Origin of the sequence: Paralimibaculum aggregatum, from assembly GCF_030270585.1 — a bacterium.
Classification (GTDB): Bacteria; Pseudomonadota; Alphaproteobacteria; order Rhodobacterales; family Rhodobacteraceae; genus Thermohalobaculum; species Thermohalobaculum aggregatum.
The window spans coordinates 12,630-28,181 of record NZ_BSYI01000008.1; the positions used below are offsets into that span (position 1 = coordinate 12,630).

Consider the following 15,552-nt stretch of genomic DNA (forward strand, 5'->3'; position numbering starts at 1 on the left):
CGGGCTCAGCGGCCCCGGAACGTCGGTTCGCGTTTCTCGGCGAAGGCGGCCTTCGCGGCGGCGGTATCCTCGGAGCCGTGCAGGATGCCGTTGACGAGCTGCTCCATGCGCAGCCCCTCGGCGAGGGTCATGTCCTGGCCGCGCACGGCGAGCTCCTTGGCGGCGCGAACCGCCAGCGGCGCGTTGCGCCCGATCCGTTCCGCAAAGTCCCGCGCGGTCTCCATCAGCGCGGCCCGCGGCACGACGCGGTTGACCAGCCCCCAGCGCCCGGCGGCCTCGGCGTCGATCCGGTCGCCGAGCAGCAGCATCTCCATGGCGATGGCATAGGGCATCTGGCGCATGATCCGCTGGGTTCCGCCATTGGCGGCGATGATGCCGCGCCGCACCTCGGCGAGCGAGAAGAAGGCGCTGTCAGAGGCGACCCGCAGGTCGGTCGCCAGCATCAGGGTCATGCCGCCGCCGACGCAGGCGCCGTTGACCGCCGCGATCACCGGCTTCCACACCTCGAGGCCGCGGTTCAGCAGGCTGTCCTTCTGGGTGAGCCAGAGATCCGAGAGCGCCCGCTCCCCGCCGACGAAGGACTTGATGTCGGCGCCGGCGCAGAAAGCGGCCTCGCCCGCGCCGGTCACGATGGCGGTGCGGATGCGGTCGTCGTCGCGCACCTGCACCCAGGCCTCCGAGAGCAGCCGGTAGTGCTCCGCATCCAGCGCATTGCGCCGTTCGGGGCGATTGATCGTGATCGTGGCGATGCCGTCCTGCAGGTCGAGATCGATCGACATGGGCTACTCCCGCAGCAGTTCGCGCGAGAGGACCATGCGATGCACCTCCGATGGCCCCTCGCCGATCCGCTTGATCCGCAGCTCCCGGTACCAGCGCTCCAGCGGCAGCTCCCGGGCCACGCCCATGGCGCCGAGGATCTGGACGCAGCGGTCGATCACCCGGCCCGCGGTCTCGGTGGCATAGACCTTGGCGATCGAGGCGTCGGTCTTGATGTCGCGGCCGAGATCGCCGTTCCAGGCCGCCTGGTAGGTCAGCAGCCGGGCTGCGCGCAGCTCGATTTCGCTGTCGGCGATCATCCATTGCACGGCCTGCTTGTCGGCCAGCAGCGACTTGTGGACATGGCGGCCGCGCGCCCATTCGGTGGCGATCCTCAGCGCTTCCTGGGCCACGCCGATCACCCCGGCGGCATAGGGCACGCGGGCATGGACCAGCCATTTCTGGCAGATCTCGAAGCCCCTGCCTTCCTCGCCGAGCCGGTTCTCCACCGGCACGCGCACATCCTCGAGCACCATCTCGTAGGGCGAATAGGAGCGGATCACCCCGATCTCCCGCGCCGACATGCCCGGCGTTCCGGCGTCGAGGATGAAGGCGGTGATGCCGCCGCCCTTGCCGGCCTCGCCGGTGCGCGCGAACACGATGCCCCAATCCGCGTTTCCGGCGGCGGTGATCCACATCTTCGTGCCGTTCATCACGTAGTGGTCGCCGTCGCGCACCGCGCGGGTCTGGATCTTGCGGCCAGGATCGGAACCGCCTGCGGCCTCCGAGATCGCCACGAAGCATTTCTTGCCCCGTGCGATCCCCTCCACGCCGTATTTCTGCTTCTGCGCCTCGTTGCCGAGCCAGATCACGCTCGGCGGATCGATGCCGAGCGCCCCGCAGGCCGGCACATAGGCGCCCATCCGGCATTTCGCGGCTTCCTCGGCGACGACGACCTGCCCGAGCAGGTTGAGGCCGCCACCGCCATATTCAGCCGGCGAGGCCAGGCACCAGAGGCCGAGCGCCTTCGCCTTCGCCTGCAGCTGCCGGAGCGCGTCCTCGGGCAGCGCATAGGCGTCATGCGGCTGTCGCTCCTCCAGCGGGCGCACCTCGTCGGCCATGAAGCGGCGCACGGTCTCGCGGAGCAGCACGAACTCCTCCGGCAGCTCCCAGGCTCCGCTGGCGGTGTCGTCAAGCATGTGTTTCCCCTTCCTGCGGGCGAGCCGACAGGGCCCGGATGCGCCGGCGATGCTCGGCCCCGTTGCCGAGCCAGGCGGCGAGCGCGATGGCGCGGTAGACATAGGCGCCGAGCTCGTACTCGCTGGTGAAGCCGATCGCCCCGTGGAGCTGGATGCATTCGCGCGTGATGCGCAGCACGGCATCGCTGCAGCGGCTCTTGACCCGGCTCGCGAGCAGGCTGCGCTCCGCAGGCGGGCGGGCGCCCGATGCCAGCGCCTCCTGCAGCACGCCGGAAGCGATCTCCTTGAGGATGTAGAGATCCACCACCTTGTGCTGCAGCGCCTGGAAGCTGCCGATCGGCCGGTCGAACTGCACCCGGGTGCGCATGTAGTCGAGCGTGAGATCGAGCGTCGCCTCCATCACCCCCAGCATCTCGGCGGAGGCCACGATGCAGGCCATGTCGAGCGCCTCCGCGAGCGCGGTCTCCGCAGCCTCGCCCTCCGCCACCACGGTCGTCCATTCGGCGCCGTCGAGCGCGAGCCGGCCGAGGCATGTGCCGTCGGAGCGCCATTCGTATGACACGGCGAGGCCCTCGCTGCGGGCATCGACGAGATAGATGCCGAGCCCCGCGTCGCCGCGCGCGGCGACGAGGAAGCTGTCCGCGAGGCTCGCACCGGCGACGAAGCGGCTCTGGCCGGTGAGCCGTCCGTCCGCCGGGCGGACAGCGCTTCCGAGATCGTCGAGACTGCCGGCGGGCCCCTGGAACGCGAGGCAGGCCAGATGCTCTCCCGCCGCGAGGCCCGGCAGGAGCCGCGCCTTCAATGTGGTGTCCGGGCTGGCGGCAAGGATGCGCGCGCCTAGCACCGCGGTCGCGACCAGCGGCTCCGCCAGAAGCGCCTTACCGAGCTCCCGCACCACGGTGCCCATCTCGGGCAGACCGAGGCCGAGCCCGTCATGCTCCTCGGGCACCAGGATGCCCATCCAGCCGAGGTCCGCCATCTTGCGGAAGGCCGCCGGGTTGACGCCCGGCAGCCTGCCGAACTCCCGCTGATGGTAGAAGAGATCGCGCTCCCCGGCGGCGAAGCCGGCGGCGGAGTCGCGAAGCATGGCGAGTTCGGAAGGATCGGTCATCTCAGCTCGGCAGGTTCAGGACGGTTTTCGCGATGATGTTCCGCTGGATCTGGCTCGATCCGCCATAGATCGTCGGGGCGCGCGACTCGAAGAACGGTGCCGTCACGTCGAGGCTTTCGCCGCCGACCGGCACCTCGCCGGCCATGCCGCCGGCATCGCCCGCCGCCTCGAGGATCGCCTCGGTGATGCGCTGGCAGGTTTCAGTCGCCCAGATCTTCAGCACCGAGACCTCGGCCCCGAGTTCCTCGCCGTTGACCACCTTCTGCTGCACCAGTGCATAGGCCGAGCCGAGGTCGCGGGTGTCGAGCTCGAGCGCCTGGTACTTCTCCGCGAAGACCGGGTCGTCGAACCTGCCGAGCGCCTCGGCGACGCGCTTCAGATGGAACAGCGCGGAGAACGACTGGCGCGGCGAGCCGGACCAGATCCGCTCATGCCCGAGCAGGGTCTTGGAGATCCGCCAGCCGTCGTTCAGCGCACCGATCAGGTTCTCCCGCGGCGTGCGCACATTGTCGAAGAAGACCTCGCAGAGCTCCTCCTTGCCGGCGATGTTGCGGATCGTGCGGACGGTCACGCCGGGCTGCTCGAGCGGGATGATGAGGAAGCTGATGCCGGCCTGCTTGCGCACCGTCTTGTCGGTGCGGACGAGGGCGAAGATCATGTTCGCGTCCATCGCCATCGAGGTCCAGATCTTGCTGCCGTTGACGACGAACGCATCGCCGTCGAGCACCGCCTCGGTCTTCAGCGAGGCGAGGTCGGAGCCGGCATTGGGCTCGGAGTAGCCCTGGCACCAGATATGTTCGCCCGAGATCACCCTGGGCAGGTATTCCGCCTTCTGCGCCTCGGAGCCATGGGCGATCAGCAGGGGGCCGAGATTGATGATCCCCTGATCGAGCAGGCGCGGTGCGCCGAGGTTCTCCATCTCCTCGAGATAGACGAGCTGCTTTGCCGGGTTCAGCCCCATGCCGCCGTATTTCCGCGGCCAGGCCGGGCAGAGCAGGCCGGCTGCGCCGAGCGCCTTCTGCCAGCCATGCACCTCGGCGAGCCGCGGACGGTCCTTGAGATGGCGGAGCCGGGCCGGGCAGTTCTCCTCCACGAAGCGGGCGAGCCTTTCCCGGAAGGCGTCGTCCGTCATGGCGTTCCAGTCCTGGGCGTCCTCTGGCAAGCCTCCCCCTTCCCCTGGCGGGGTTCATGCGCCGAGCGCTGTTCTCGTTGCGGCGACCTTAGGCGGGGGCGGTCGGGATTGTCCAGCAGAAATTACATTTAATGGCATATCTTTCGTTTAATGACATTTGCGGAATATCCTCAGGCCCCGCGCAGGTCCGCAAAGGTCATCCCGCCGTCCACCAGCAGCGCCTGCCCGGTGATGAACTGGGCGTCTTCCCCGGCCAGGAAACAGGTGGCGCGCGCGACATCCTTCACCGTGCCGAGCCGGCCGAGCGGGGTCTGCGCCACGCGGGCCGCATCGCGATCCGCATTGCGCAGGCGCATCGTGCCTTCGGTCGGCACCGGGCCCGGACAGATCGCGTTGACCCGGATGCCGCTCGGGCCGAGCTCCGCCGCCGCGGCGCGGGTGAGGCCCAGCAGGCCGGCCTTGATGCCGGAATAGACCATGGAGCCCGGCGTCGAGCGAAACGCCTCGACCGACGCGATGTTGATGATCGTGCCGCGCCGTTCCGGGCGCATGACCTCGGCCGCGGACTGGATGCCCCAGATCACCGCCTTGAAGCTGATATCGACCATCCGGTCGACGGTCTCGGGCTGGATCGCCGGAACGCCCTGGTAGCGCACCCAGGCGGCATTGTTGACGAGGATGTCGAGATGCCCCCGGGCGCCGGCCACGGCCTCGATGGCGGCGCGCATGCCGTCGCGCGAGGCGATGTCCTGCGGCACGGCCATGGCGTGCCCGCCTCCGGCCGCGATCTCTTCGACCACGGCGGAAACCCGGTCCTCGCGCAGATCGTTGACCGCGACCACGGCACCTCGGGCGGCCAGTTCCAGCGCGATGGCGCGCCCGATACCGCTGGCGCTGCCGGTGACCAGGGCGACACGCCCGGCTAGCGAGAGCTCTGTCATGTTTGCAATCCTTCCGGTCGGTTGATCCCCAGCCAGGCCGGCCCGTGACCGCAGGGCGCGGCAGGGCGCCGGATGCGGGGGCGTGGCAGCGCGGGCGAGCCTAGGCGTGGCCAAGCGGGCTTGTCCATGGATATTCCATTTAATGGAATTTATGTTGTTTGTTGAAACACCATGCGACGGCTCCCGATCGAGGCGGATGTGCCCCTTGAGGGCATCCGGACGCTGTACGCCCGGACAGAAAATCCGCCAGCTGGGGGAGTTCAGGGTTTACAGTGAATTTCGTCTAGCGTAATTGATGTCATATAACAATATCTCGCCGGCCCTCCGAGGCGCCGGCAGCGGTGGTCGCCCTGCGGCGATGCAAAGGGAGGAAAGAACATGGGAATGTTGGCAAAGGCGCTCGGGTCCGCGGCGCTCGGGCTGTTCTGCCTGTCGGGGGCCGTGGCCGCACAGGAGCTGCCGAAGAAGCTCACCTGGATGGCCTATCAGACCACCTCGTCGGGCTATGCCCAGACGGTCGCCATCGGCAACATGCTGAAGCAGCGCCACGGCACCGCCGTCCGCGTGCTGCCGGGCAAGAACGATGTCTCGCGGATGGCGCCCCTGCGCGACCGCAAGGCCGAGTTTTGCAGCTGCGGCGCCACCGTGTGGATGGGGCAGGAAGGCGTCTACATGTTCGCCGACAAGGAGTGGGGCCCGCAGCCGCTGCGCATGCTGATGTCGGCCTTCGCCGACACCGCGCTCACGCTGATGGTCACCGAGTCCTCCGGCATCGAGACCTTCGCGGATATCCGCGGCAAGCGCGTCACCTTCGTGACGAACTCGGATTCCGTCAACTGGTCGTTCGGCGCGCTGCTGGCCTTCGGCGGCCTGACCTGGGACGACGTGGAGATCGTGCGGGTCTCCGGCACCGGGGCGGATTACGAAGCGGTGCTCAACGGCAAGGCCGACGTGGTCTTCGCCAGCACCGTCTCGCCGCTGACGCAGAAGGTCGCGGCCTCGTCCTATGGCCTGAAATGGCTGCGGATGCCGCATGACGACACCGAGGCCTGGGCCCGGCTGCAGAAGAAGGCGCCCTATTTCGTGCCGACCATGGCGACCGTCGGCACCCTGCTCTCAGAGGATGCGCCGCTGGAGAGCTCGAACTACCCCTATCCGATCCTCACGACCAATGCCGATCAGGATGCCGATATCGTCTATGCGCTCGTGAAGTCGATGAGCGAGAACCTCGACGATTACCGCACCGGGGCGAAGGGCGCCGATGGCTGGGCGGTGGAGAACCAGAGGCTGCAATGGGCGATCCCGTTCCACGAGGGCGCCGTGCGCTACTGGAAGGAGATCGGCGTCTGGACCGAGGCCGACCAGGCGCATAACGACCGGCTGATCGCGCGCCAGGAGGTGCTGCTGTCGGCCTGGGCCGAATACAGCGAGGCCGCGGCGGACCGGTCCGGCGAGGCATTCCGCGAGGGCTGGCTTGAGGCGCGCAAGGCGGCGCTGACGGCGGCAGGCCTTCCCGTGGTCTTCGACTGAGACCGCGGAGATGCAATCCGCCACACATGCAGACGACGAGCCGGCGGCCCCGCGGGGCCGTCATCGCCAGCTCGCCCCGCTCTGGCGGGCTGTCGTTCTCGTCATGTCGCTCCTCGCCACCGCGTTCGCGATCTATCGCTCGTTCAACTTCGGCGAGCTGACCGGCTACACGGTGATCGACAGCCAGTATTTCTACTTGATGCTGACGCTGCTGCTGCCGCTGGCCTTCCTGGTGTTTCCGGCCGTGCCGGCGGCCTCGGGCAGGATGGCATGGTATGATGTGATCTGCTTTGCCGCGTCCCTCGGCCTCGCTTCGGTGCTGGTGGTCAATGCCGAGCGGATCCTCAACAGCGGTTGGGAGTTCATCGCGCCCGACTGGATGCAGTATGTCTGCATCGCGTTCTGGCTGCTGGTCCTCGAGGCGACCCGGCGCGCCGGCGGCAACGTGGTGGCGGCGATCGTGGCGGTGGTCTCGGCCTATCCGCTGATCGCGGGCTCGCTGCCGGGCATCCTGCAGGGCAGCACCGAGACCATCGGGGACACCGCGGCCTATCACGTGCTCTCGACCGAGAGCGTGATCGGGATCCCGTTCCGGGCCTTCGCCTATCTCGTGCTCGGCTTCATGATCTTCGGCGTGGCGTTGCAGCACACCGGGGGCGGGCGCTTCTTCATCCGGCTGGCCTTCGCGCTGCTGGGCGGCGTGCGCGGCGGGCCGGCCAAGGTGGCGGTGATCTCCTCGGGGCTGATGGGCTCGATGAGCGGCAGTGTCATCACCAACGTGCTGACCACGGGGGCGCTGACCATTCCCGCCATGCGCCGGCACGGGATCAAGCCGCATGTGGCGGGCGGGATCGAGGCCTGCGCCTCCACCGGCGGGGTGCTGATGCCGCCCGTGATGGGCGCGACCGCCTTCATCATCGCGATCAATCTCGGGGTCTCGTATCGCGACGTGCTGATCGCGGCGGTGATCCCCTCGCTGCTCTACTTCTTCTCCCTGTTCATCCAGATCGACGCCTATGCCGCGCGCATGAAGCTGAAGGGCATCCCGCGCGAGCGGCTGGAGTCCCTCGGCGAGGTCCTGAAGGACGGCTGGTACTACCTCCTCGTCTTCGGGCTGCTGATCCATCTCCTGATCTTCGAGAACCGCGAGGCCCAGGCGCCCTACTACGCCACGGTGCTGCTGCTGGTCATCAACCAGGTGGTTCCGGGGCACCGCTTCACGCGGGCCTCGCTGCTGGCCTTCCTCGAAAGCGTCGGGCGGCTGCTGGTCGAGCTCGCGGGCCTGCTCGCCGGGGTCGGCCTGATCGTCGGCGCGCTGGCCTATCAGAGCAAGATCGGCACCTTCGCCTTCGAGCTGCTGGCGCTGGCGGACGGGCAGGTGTTCCTGCTGCTGCTGCTCGGCGCGCTGGTCAGCTTCGTCATGGGGATCGGCGTGACCGTGACGATCGCCTACATCATCCTCGCGATCACCATGGCGCCGGCGCTGTCGGAATCCGGCCTCAACCCGATGGGGGTGCATCTCTTCATGCTCTACTGGGGCATGCTCTCCTACATCACGCCGCCGGTCGCGCTGGGCGCCTTTGCGGCCTCGTCGATCGCCGGCGCGTCGCCGATGCGCACCGGCTTCGAGGCGATGCGGCTGGGCACGGTGATCTACTTCATCCCGTTCTTCTTCGTCGCCGACCCGGCGCTGCTGATGCAGGGCGAGGTGACGGACATCGTGCTCCTCACCGCCAAGGCGATGATCGGGATCGTCATCATCGCGATGGGGCTGCAGGGCTACCTCTTCGGTTCCGGCCGGATCTCCGGCAGCCTTCCGGTGCGCCTGCCGAAACAGCTCGTGCTGGTTGCCGGGGGGCTGGCCATGGCGATGCCGGGAGGGCCGATGACCGGCTTCGGCAATGTCGAGCTGACCGCGTTCGGGGCGGGCTGCGCGGCGGTCATCTACCTGATCGCCAGGATCGAGCGCGGCCTGTCCGGCCAGATGGAGAGCGGGGCCGATGAAACCGTCTGATCCGGGGGCAGAGGCGCCCCGGGGGGCCGTGAAGCCCGAGCATCTCGTCGAGATCGAGGCGCTGCGCATCCTCAAGGCGCGCTACTTCCGGCTCCTCGACACGCGCGCGCTGGATGCCTGGGCGGCGCTCTTTACCGAGGATGTCCATATCCGCTGGGAGAGCGGCGGCGACCGGGTGACGGAATATCGCGGCCGCGACGCCATGCTGAGCGGCGTCCGCGCCATGCTGGCGGCCAATGGCGGCACCACCCGCACGGCACATCAGGGCCATCTCGCCGAGCTGGAGATCCTGGACGCGGAACGGGCGCGGGGCATCTGGGGCATGTCGGACTGCGTGCAGACCGCGAGGATGACCCGCAGGGGCTTCGGCCACTATCACGAGCGCTACCGGAAGGACGGCGGGGAGTGGAGGATCGAGTGGCTCCACCTCACCCGCCTCTGGTGCGAATTCGGCCCACCGACGATCTGACCCGTGCTGTCCGCGCCGCACAGCGCGCGGGACATGTCACGCTTCCAATAAAATGAAATGCGTAACATCTGGTGAAATTTTGGTTGACTCAACCCACCGAATGCCCAACGCATAGGGAAACGGAGAGCTTGCGGAACCATGCAGATGAATACCTATGACAAGTACCAGAACCTGTCGGTCGAAAAGAGCGAGGGCATCGCGCGGCTCACCCTGAACCGCCCGGATTTCCGCAATGCGATCAGCCACGACACGCATTGCGAGCTCGAGCAGGTCTGGCTCGATCTGTCGAAGGACGACGAGGTGAAGGTCATCATCTTCACCGGCGCCGGAACGACCTTCTCGGCCGGCGGCGACGTCAAGAACATGGCCCGCCGGGCCGGAACCGTGGAGGGGCTGAAATTCGCCCTGCGCACGCCGGGCGACACCAAGCGCCTGTTCCAGAACCTGCTCGAGGTCCGCCAGCCGATCGTCGGGGCGATCAACGGCGACTGTGTCGGGCTCGGCGCCACCCTGGCGCTGTTCTGCGACATCGCGGTGATCGCCGAGACGGCGAAGTTTGGCGACACGCATGTCAAGGTGGGGCTTGTCGCCGGCGATGGCGGCGCGGTGATCTGGCCGATGCTGGTCGGCCCCGCGCGGGCCAAGGACTTCCTGATGCGCGGCCGGCTCATCAGCGGGGCCGAGGCGGCGGAGATGGGCCTCTTCAGCTATGCTGCGCCGGCGGAAGGCGTGATGGAGAAGGCGATCGACATCGCGGCCGATCTGGCGCGGCTGCCCGAGCACGCGGTGCAGTGGACCAAGCTCTCGGTCAACAAGGGGATCAAGGACAACCTGAACCTCATCCTCGACGCCTCGATCGCCTATGAAATGCTGACCCTGCAGACCCACGACCACAAGGAGGCCGCGACGGCATTTGCCGAGAAGCGGCGTCCGGTGTTCAACGGCTACTGAGTGCAGGCGAAGGCGCGGGCGCAGGGCGAGGGGGGAAACGGGTGATATCGGACGTGTTCAACAGCGGGGATGGCGGCAGCGACGGCCGCGCGCCCGGGCCGCTCGACGGGATGGTCGTGCTCGACATGAGCCGGGTCTTTGCCGGGCCCCTCGCCGGGCAGTGGCTCGCCGATCTCGGCGCCGACGTCATCAAGATCGAGCAGCCGGGCCGCGGCGACGATGCCCGCGGCCTCCCGCCCTTTGCCCAGGCCGGGGGGCAGGACCTGCCCGGCGCCTCCTCCGCGCATCTGAGCTACAACCGCAACAAGCGCTCGATCACCCTCGACTTCACAAAGCCTGCGGGCCATGCGGTGCTGCTCGACCTCGTCCGCAAGGCCGATGTGCTGATCGAGAACTTCAAGGCGGGCTCGCTCGCGAAATACCGGCTCGACCATGCCAGCCTCAGCGCGGTCAATCCCGGGCTGATCTACTGCTCGATCACCGGATACGGGCAGACCGGGCCATACCGCAACCGCCCGGGCTACGACATCATCTTCCAGGCCATGAGCGGGCTGATGAGCCTGACCGGCCATCACGACGACGAGCCGGGCGGCGGGCCGATGCGCGTCGGCTACAGCGCGGTGGACATCCTCACCGGCACCACTGCCGCCCTGGGGATCACGGCGGCCTTGATGCACCGGATGCGAACCGGCGAGAAGAAGGGCCAGCATATCGACCTCTCGCTGCTCGATACGCAGATCTTCAACCTCTCGCACATGGCGATGGCCTATCTGGTCAGCGGCGATATCCCGCCCCGCTGCGGCAACCGCTCCTATACCGGCTGCCCGGTGCAGCCCTTCGACTGCGCCGATTTCCAGGTCGTGGTCAGCGTCGGCAACAACATCCAGTGGCAGCGCTTCTGCAAGGTCATGGAGGTTCCGCACCTGATCGAGGACCCGCGCTTCGCCTCGAACAGCCTGCGGGTGCAGAACCGCGACGCGCTGATCCCGCTGCTTGCGCCGCTGTTCCTGGCGCGCAAGGCGGAGGAATGGGTCGCGCTGCTCGACGGCGCCGGCGTGCCGGTGGGCCCGCTCTACGATCTCGCGCAGGTCTTCGAGGACGAGCAGGTGCGCCATCGCGGGGTGCTGAAGCAGATCCCGCATCCGGTGGCCGGCGAGGTGCCGACGCTCGCCAATCCGCTGGTGTTCTCGGAGACGCCGGTGCGCTATGCCAGCCCGCCGCCACAGCAGGGCGAGCATACCGCCGAGGTCCTCGGCAGCCTGCTCGGCCTCTCCGAGGCGGAGATCGGCGAGCTCGCGCGGCAAGGGGCGATCTGACATGGAGAGTGCGGTGGTGCACCCGTCCTTCAGGGGGCAGGTCGCGGTGGTGTCGGGCGGCGCCTCGGGGATCGGCTCGGCCACCGTCCGCGGCTTTGCCGAGGAGGGCGCGAAGGTCGCGATCCTCGACCGGAACGAGCGGGCGGCACAGGCCCTCGCGGCCGACCTGCGGGATCAAGGCGCCGAGATTGCCGTGATCCCGGTAGATCTCGCCCGGGTCGAGCTGCTGGCCGGGGCCATCGACGAGGCCGTGCGGTGCCTCGGCCCGATCCGGTTCCTCGTCAACTGCGCCGGCGTCAACGACGGCGGCGGTTTCCTTGAGATGACGCCCGAGGTCTGGGACCGCATCATGGCGGTCAATCTCCGGGCGGCGATGTTTCTCTCGCAGGCGGTCGCCCGGCACATGATCGCGCAGGGCACGCCCGGCCGGATCGTCAACGTCGCCTCGGGACATGCGGTGCGGGCCGGTCTGCCGGTCGCCTATTGCTGCTCGAAGGCGGGGCTTGCGCATCTCACGCGGGTCAGCGCCCGCGCGTTGGGGCCGCACGGAATCAACGTCAACACGGTCGCTCCGGGCCTCACCGACACGCCAATGATCGCGGAAGGGATGGCGCGCTATCGCCGGCAGATCGAGCAGGGCGGCGAGCTCGGCAACATGCTCAACCGGATGTCGGAGCCCGAGGACGTCGCCGACGCGATCCTGTTCCTCTGCGCGCCGGGCAGCCGGCAGATCACCGCCCAGATCGTCCATACCGGGGCCGGCTCGGTCTACTGACCGCCTGCCCGGATGCCTGCGGCTGTCCGGAGCGAAATGCGGCTTGTTCGTTTCGAATGATGGCATTAGTTTCATTAAACGAAATCTTGCGGAGACCCGAATGACGCGCGCCCTTTCCCCACTCGCCTTTCCCGGCGGACCGGAGCTGCAGAACCGGCTGGTGCTCGCGCCGCTGACCAACGGCCAGAGCCAGGAGAACGGCGAGCTTGGCGAGGACGAGCTGCGCTGGATGTCGATGCGGGCGCGCGGCGGCTACGGCATGCTGTTCACCTGCGCCTCCCACGTGCAGGAGAACGGCAAGGCCTATTCCGGCCAGCTCGGCATCTGGGCCGACCGCCACGTTCCCGGGCTCACCCGGCTGGCGCGCGCGATGAAGGCGGAGGGCGGCGTCGCCATCGCGCAGCTCCATCACGGGGGCATGCGGGCGCTGAAGGAATGGTTCGACGGCGATCTCGTCTGCGCCTCCGACAATCCGCGGACCGGGGCCCGCGCGCTGACCGCGGCGGAGGTCGCGCAGTGCATCGAGGCTTTCATCGCCGCCGCGCGCCGCGCCGAGGCCGCCGGGTTCGACGGGGTCGAGCTCCACGCCGCGCATGGCTATCTGCTGCAGGAGTTCTTCAGCCCCTCGATCAATCGGCGCACCGACCGCTATGGCGGCGATCTCCAGGCGCGCTACCGGATCCTCTTCGAGATCCTCGACGGGGTCCGCGCGAGATGCCGCCCGGGCTTCCTCGTCGGGGTACGTCTCTCGCCGGAGCGTTTCGGCATGCTCCTCTCCGAGACCCTGGAGGTCGCGGAGCGGCTGATGCGGGAAGGGTGGGTGGACTTCCTCGACATGTCGCTCTGGGATGTCTTCAAGAAGCCGGAGCAGCCGGGCTTTGGCGCCACGCCGCTCATCGTGCACTGCACGCGGCTCAACCGCGGCCGGGCGCTGCTCGGCGTTGCCGGCAAGATCTACACGCCCGAGGATGCCGAGCGGGCGCTCGGCGCCGGCGCCGACTGGGTGATGCTGGGCCGCGCGGCCATCCTCAACCACGACTTCCCGAAACGCCATGCTGCGGATCCCGGCTACCGGCCCGTGCAGATGCCGACGACCGTGCGGCACCTGCGTGGCCAGGGGCTCTCCGACCGTTTCATCGACCGGATGAAGGTGACCTGGCCGGATTTCTTCGAGCCCGAGGAGGTTGGCTGAGCCTTCCCGCAGCCGATGAAAGGAGAAGCCATGCAAGGCGCGACCGAAACAGGGAGCGGGACAGGCGATGCGGTCTCGCTGGAGATGATCGGCGAGATCGCGGTCGTCACCGTCGACAGCCCCCCCGCCAACACTTTGAGCCACTCCGTCCGCAAGGGGCTGTTCGCGTGCGTCGGCGCGGCGCTCGCGGATCAGCATGCCCTGGCGGTGGTGGTGATCTGCGCCGGGCGGACCTTCATCGCGGGCGCCGAGATCTCGGAGTTCGGCAAGCCGCGGCAACCGCCGCCGACCGCCGAGGTCGTGGCGATGATCGAGGCCGCGGGCAAGCCGGTGATCGCCGCCATCCACGGCACGGCGCTGGGCGGCGGGCTGGAATTCGCCATGGGCTGCCACTACCGCGTCGCGCTGGCCGATGCGAAGCTCGGCCTGCCGGAGATCGATCTCGGCATCCTGCCGGGCGGCGGCGGCACGCAGCGCCTGCCGCGGCTGGTGGGAGCCGAGGCCGCGCTGGAGATGATGCTCACGGGGCGCCACGTGCCCGCCGCCGAGGCCGAGGCGATGGGGCTGATCGATGCGGTCTTTGCCGGGGGCGAGCAGCGTGCGGCGGGCCTCGCCTTCGCCCGCCGGGCGATCGCGGAGGGCCTGCCGCCGCGGCCGACCCGTGCGATGGTCGAGCGGATCACGCGGGAGCCGCTGTCCGGCGAGGCCGTCGAGCGCGCCCTCGCCCGCCATGCCAGGAAGCACCGCGGGCTCGCCGGCCCGCGGCACATCGCCGACTGCGTGAAGGCCGCGATGGAGTTGCCCTTCGAGGCGGGGCTGCGCATCGAGCGCGAGCGCTTCGAGGACTGCATGAAACGGCCCGAGCGGGCCGCGCTCATGCATGCCTTCCTCGCCGAGCGGAAGGCCCGCAAGATCCCCGACATCGCGGGCATCGAGGGGCGCCCGGTCCGGCGCGCCGGCGTCATCGGCGGCGGCACCATGGGCGCGGGGATCGCGGTCTCGCTGCTGGATGCCGGGATCGCGGTGACCCTGCTCGAGACGGACGCCGCGGCGCTCGACCGGGCCCGGGGGAACATCCGCCGGATCCATGACCGCGCGATCGCCAGGGGCCGGATGACCGAGGCCGGCCGCGAGGCCCTGCTGGCGGAGCGCTGCCGCCTCACGCTCGACCATGACGCGCTGGGCGAGGCGGATCTGGTCATCGAGGCGGCCTTCGAGGACATGGCGGTCAAGAAGGCGATCTTCGCCCGGCTCGATGCGGTCGCGCGGCCCGGCGCCGTGCTGGCCACCAACACCTCCCGGCTCGATGTCGACGAGATCGCGGCGGCGACGGCCCGCCCCGAGGACGTGATCGGGATGCATTTCTTCTCGCCCGCCCATGTCATGCGGCTCGTGGAGATCGTGGTCGGCCGCCGCACCGCGCCGGAGGTGATCGCCACGGCCTTCGATCTGGCGAAGCGGCTCGGCAAGGTCGGGGTGCGCTCGGGCGTCTGCGACGGCTTCATCGGCAACCGGATGCTCTCGAAATACAAGATCGCGGCGGACCGGCTGGTGGAGGACGGCGTCTCGCCCTTCGATCTCGACCGCGCGGTGGTGGGGTTCGGCTATCCCATGGGCCCCTACCAGATGGGCGATCTGGCCGGGCTCGACATCTCCTGGGCGGCCCGCAAGCGGCAGGCCGCCACCCGCGATCCGGCCGAGCGATACGTCGCGATCGCCGACCGGATCTGCGAGCGTGGCTGGTTCGGCCAGAAAACCGGCCGGGGCTACTACATCTACGACGACGCCTCGCCGCGCGGGCGACCCAACCCCGATGTCGCGGAGATCGTGGCCCGGGAGCGCGCCGCCAAGGGCATCGTGTCGCGCAGCGTGCCGGAGGCGGAGATCGTCGAGCAGCTGATGGCGGCGCTCGTCAACGAGGGGGCGCGGATCCTCGCCGACGGCATCGCGCTCCGCCCGCTCGACATCGATGTCACGCTGATGCTGGGCTACGGCTTTCCGCGATGGCGTGGCGGGCCGATGAAGCACGCCGACATGATCGGGCTGGAGACCGTGCTGGGCACGCTCCGCCGCAATGCCGCCTCGGACCCGGCGTTCTGGCGCCCCGCGCCGCTGCTCGAGCACCTCGTCGCCGAGGGACGCCCGTTCGAGAGCCTCAACCAGTGA

General features: G+C 68.9%; 13 protein-coding genes. 8 read left to right on the plus strand and 5 right to left on the minus strand.

The annotated features are described in order from the left end of the window. Positions 1–5 precede the first annotated feature (5 nt). The 5 genes from QSJ97_RS06470 to QSJ97_RS06490 all read right to left on the minus strand — a co-directional run bounded on the left by QSJ97_RS06470 (position 6) and on the right by QSJ97_RS06490 (position 5,139). Positions 6–779 (minus strand): enoyl-CoA hydratase/isomerase family protein, encoded by a 774-nt coding sequence (locus QSJ97_RS06470; protein ID WP_285670851.1) that lies wholly within the window; start codon positions 777–779, stop codon positions 6–8. A gap of 3 nt (positions 780–782) precedes the next feature. Continuing rightward, positions 783–1,955 carry an acyl-CoA dehydrogenase family protein gene (locus tag QSJ97_RS06475; protein WP_285670852.1) on the minus strand — a complete coding sequence of 391 codons (1,173 nt, stop codon included), beginning with the start codon at positions 1,953–1,955 and terminating at the stop codon, positions 783–785. Next, a complete protein-coding gene (locus QSJ97_RS06480; RefSeq protein ID WP_285670853.1) occupies positions 1,948–3,066 on the minus strand; it encodes an acyl-CoA dehydrogenase family protein in 1,119 nt (372 codons plus the stop codon). Before QSJ97_RS06480 ends, QSJ97_RS06475 begins: the two co-directional genes overlap by 8 nt. A gap of 1 nt (position 3,067) precedes the next feature. Beyond that, a complete protein-coding gene (locus tag QSJ97_RS06485) occupies positions 3,068–4,228 on the minus strand; it encodes an acyl-CoA dehydrogenase family protein (RefSeq protein ID WP_285670855.1) in 1,161 nt (386 codons plus the stop codon). A gap of 140 nt (positions 4,229–4,368) precedes the next feature. Further along, the gene (locus tag QSJ97_RS06490; protein WP_285670856.1) at positions 4,369–5,139 is read right to left on the minus strand and encodes an SDR family NAD(P)-dependent oxidoreductase; all 771 of its coding nucleotides are present in this window, start codon (positions 5,137–5,139) and stop codon (positions 4,369–4,371) included. 378 nt (positions 5,140–5,517) lie between these two features. On the opposite strand from QSJ97_RS06490, the gene QSJ97_RS06495 reads away from it, so the two are divergent. The 8 genes from QSJ97_RS06495 to QSJ97_RS06530 all read left to right on the plus strand — a co-directional run bounded on the left by QSJ97_RS06495 (position 5,518) and on the right by QSJ97_RS06530 (position 15,552). Beyond that, positions 5,518–6,669 carry a TAXI family TRAP transporter solute-binding subunit gene (locus QSJ97_RS06495; protein WP_285670857.1) on the plus strand — a complete coding sequence of 384 codons (1,152 nt, stop codon included), beginning with the start codon at positions 5,518–5,520 and terminating at the stop codon, positions 6,667–6,669. Between the two features lie 10 nt (positions 6,670–6,679). Continuing rightward, entirely contained in the window at positions 6,680–8,683 is a 2,004-nt protein-coding gene (locus tag QSJ97_RS06500) for a TRAP transporter permease (protein ID WP_285670858.1), read from the plus strand. Further along, positions 8,670–9,152 carry a nuclear transport factor 2 family protein gene (locus QSJ97_RS06505; protein ID WP_285670859.1) on the plus strand — a complete coding sequence of 161 codons (483 nt, stop codon included), beginning with the start codon at positions 8,670–8,672 and terminating at the stop codon, positions 9,150–9,152. Before QSJ97_RS06500 ends, QSJ97_RS06505 begins: the two co-directional genes overlap by 14 nt. Before the next feature lie 138 nt (positions 9,153–9,290). After that, positions 9,291–10,103, plus strand: a complete 813-nt coding sequence (locus QSJ97_RS06510) for an enoyl-CoA hydratase/isomerase family protein (protein ID WP_285670861.1) — start codon at positions 9,291–9,293, stop codon at positions 10,101–10,103. Positions 10,104–10,144: 41 nt separating this feature from the next. Further along, a complete protein-coding gene (locus tag QSJ97_RS06515; protein WP_285670862.1) occupies positions 10,145–11,419 on the plus strand; it encodes a CaiB/BaiF CoA transferase family protein in 1,275 nt (424 codons plus the stop codon). A 1-nt stretch (position 11,420) separates the two neighbouring features. Further along, on the plus strand, positions 11,421–12,194 hold the full coding sequence (locus QSJ97_RS06520; RefSeq protein WP_285670863.1) for an SDR family NAD(P)-dependent oxidoreductase: 774 nt from the start codon (positions 11,421–11,423) through the stop codon (positions 12,192–12,194). A 100-nt stretch (positions 12,195–12,294) separates the two neighbouring features. After that, positions 12,295–13,386 (plus strand): NADH:flavin oxidoreductase, encoded by a 1,092-nt coding sequence (locus tag QSJ97_RS06525; protein WP_285670864.1) that lies wholly within the window; start codon positions 12,295–12,297, stop codon positions 13,384–13,386. 30 nt (positions 13,387–13,416) lie between these two features. After that, positions 13,417–15,552 carry a 3-hydroxyacyl-CoA dehydrogenase NAD-binding domain-containing protein gene (locus QSJ97_RS06530; protein WP_285670865.1) on the plus strand — a complete coding sequence of 712 codons (2,136 nt, stop codon included), beginning with the start codon at positions 13,417–13,419 and terminating at the stop codon, positions 15,550–15,552.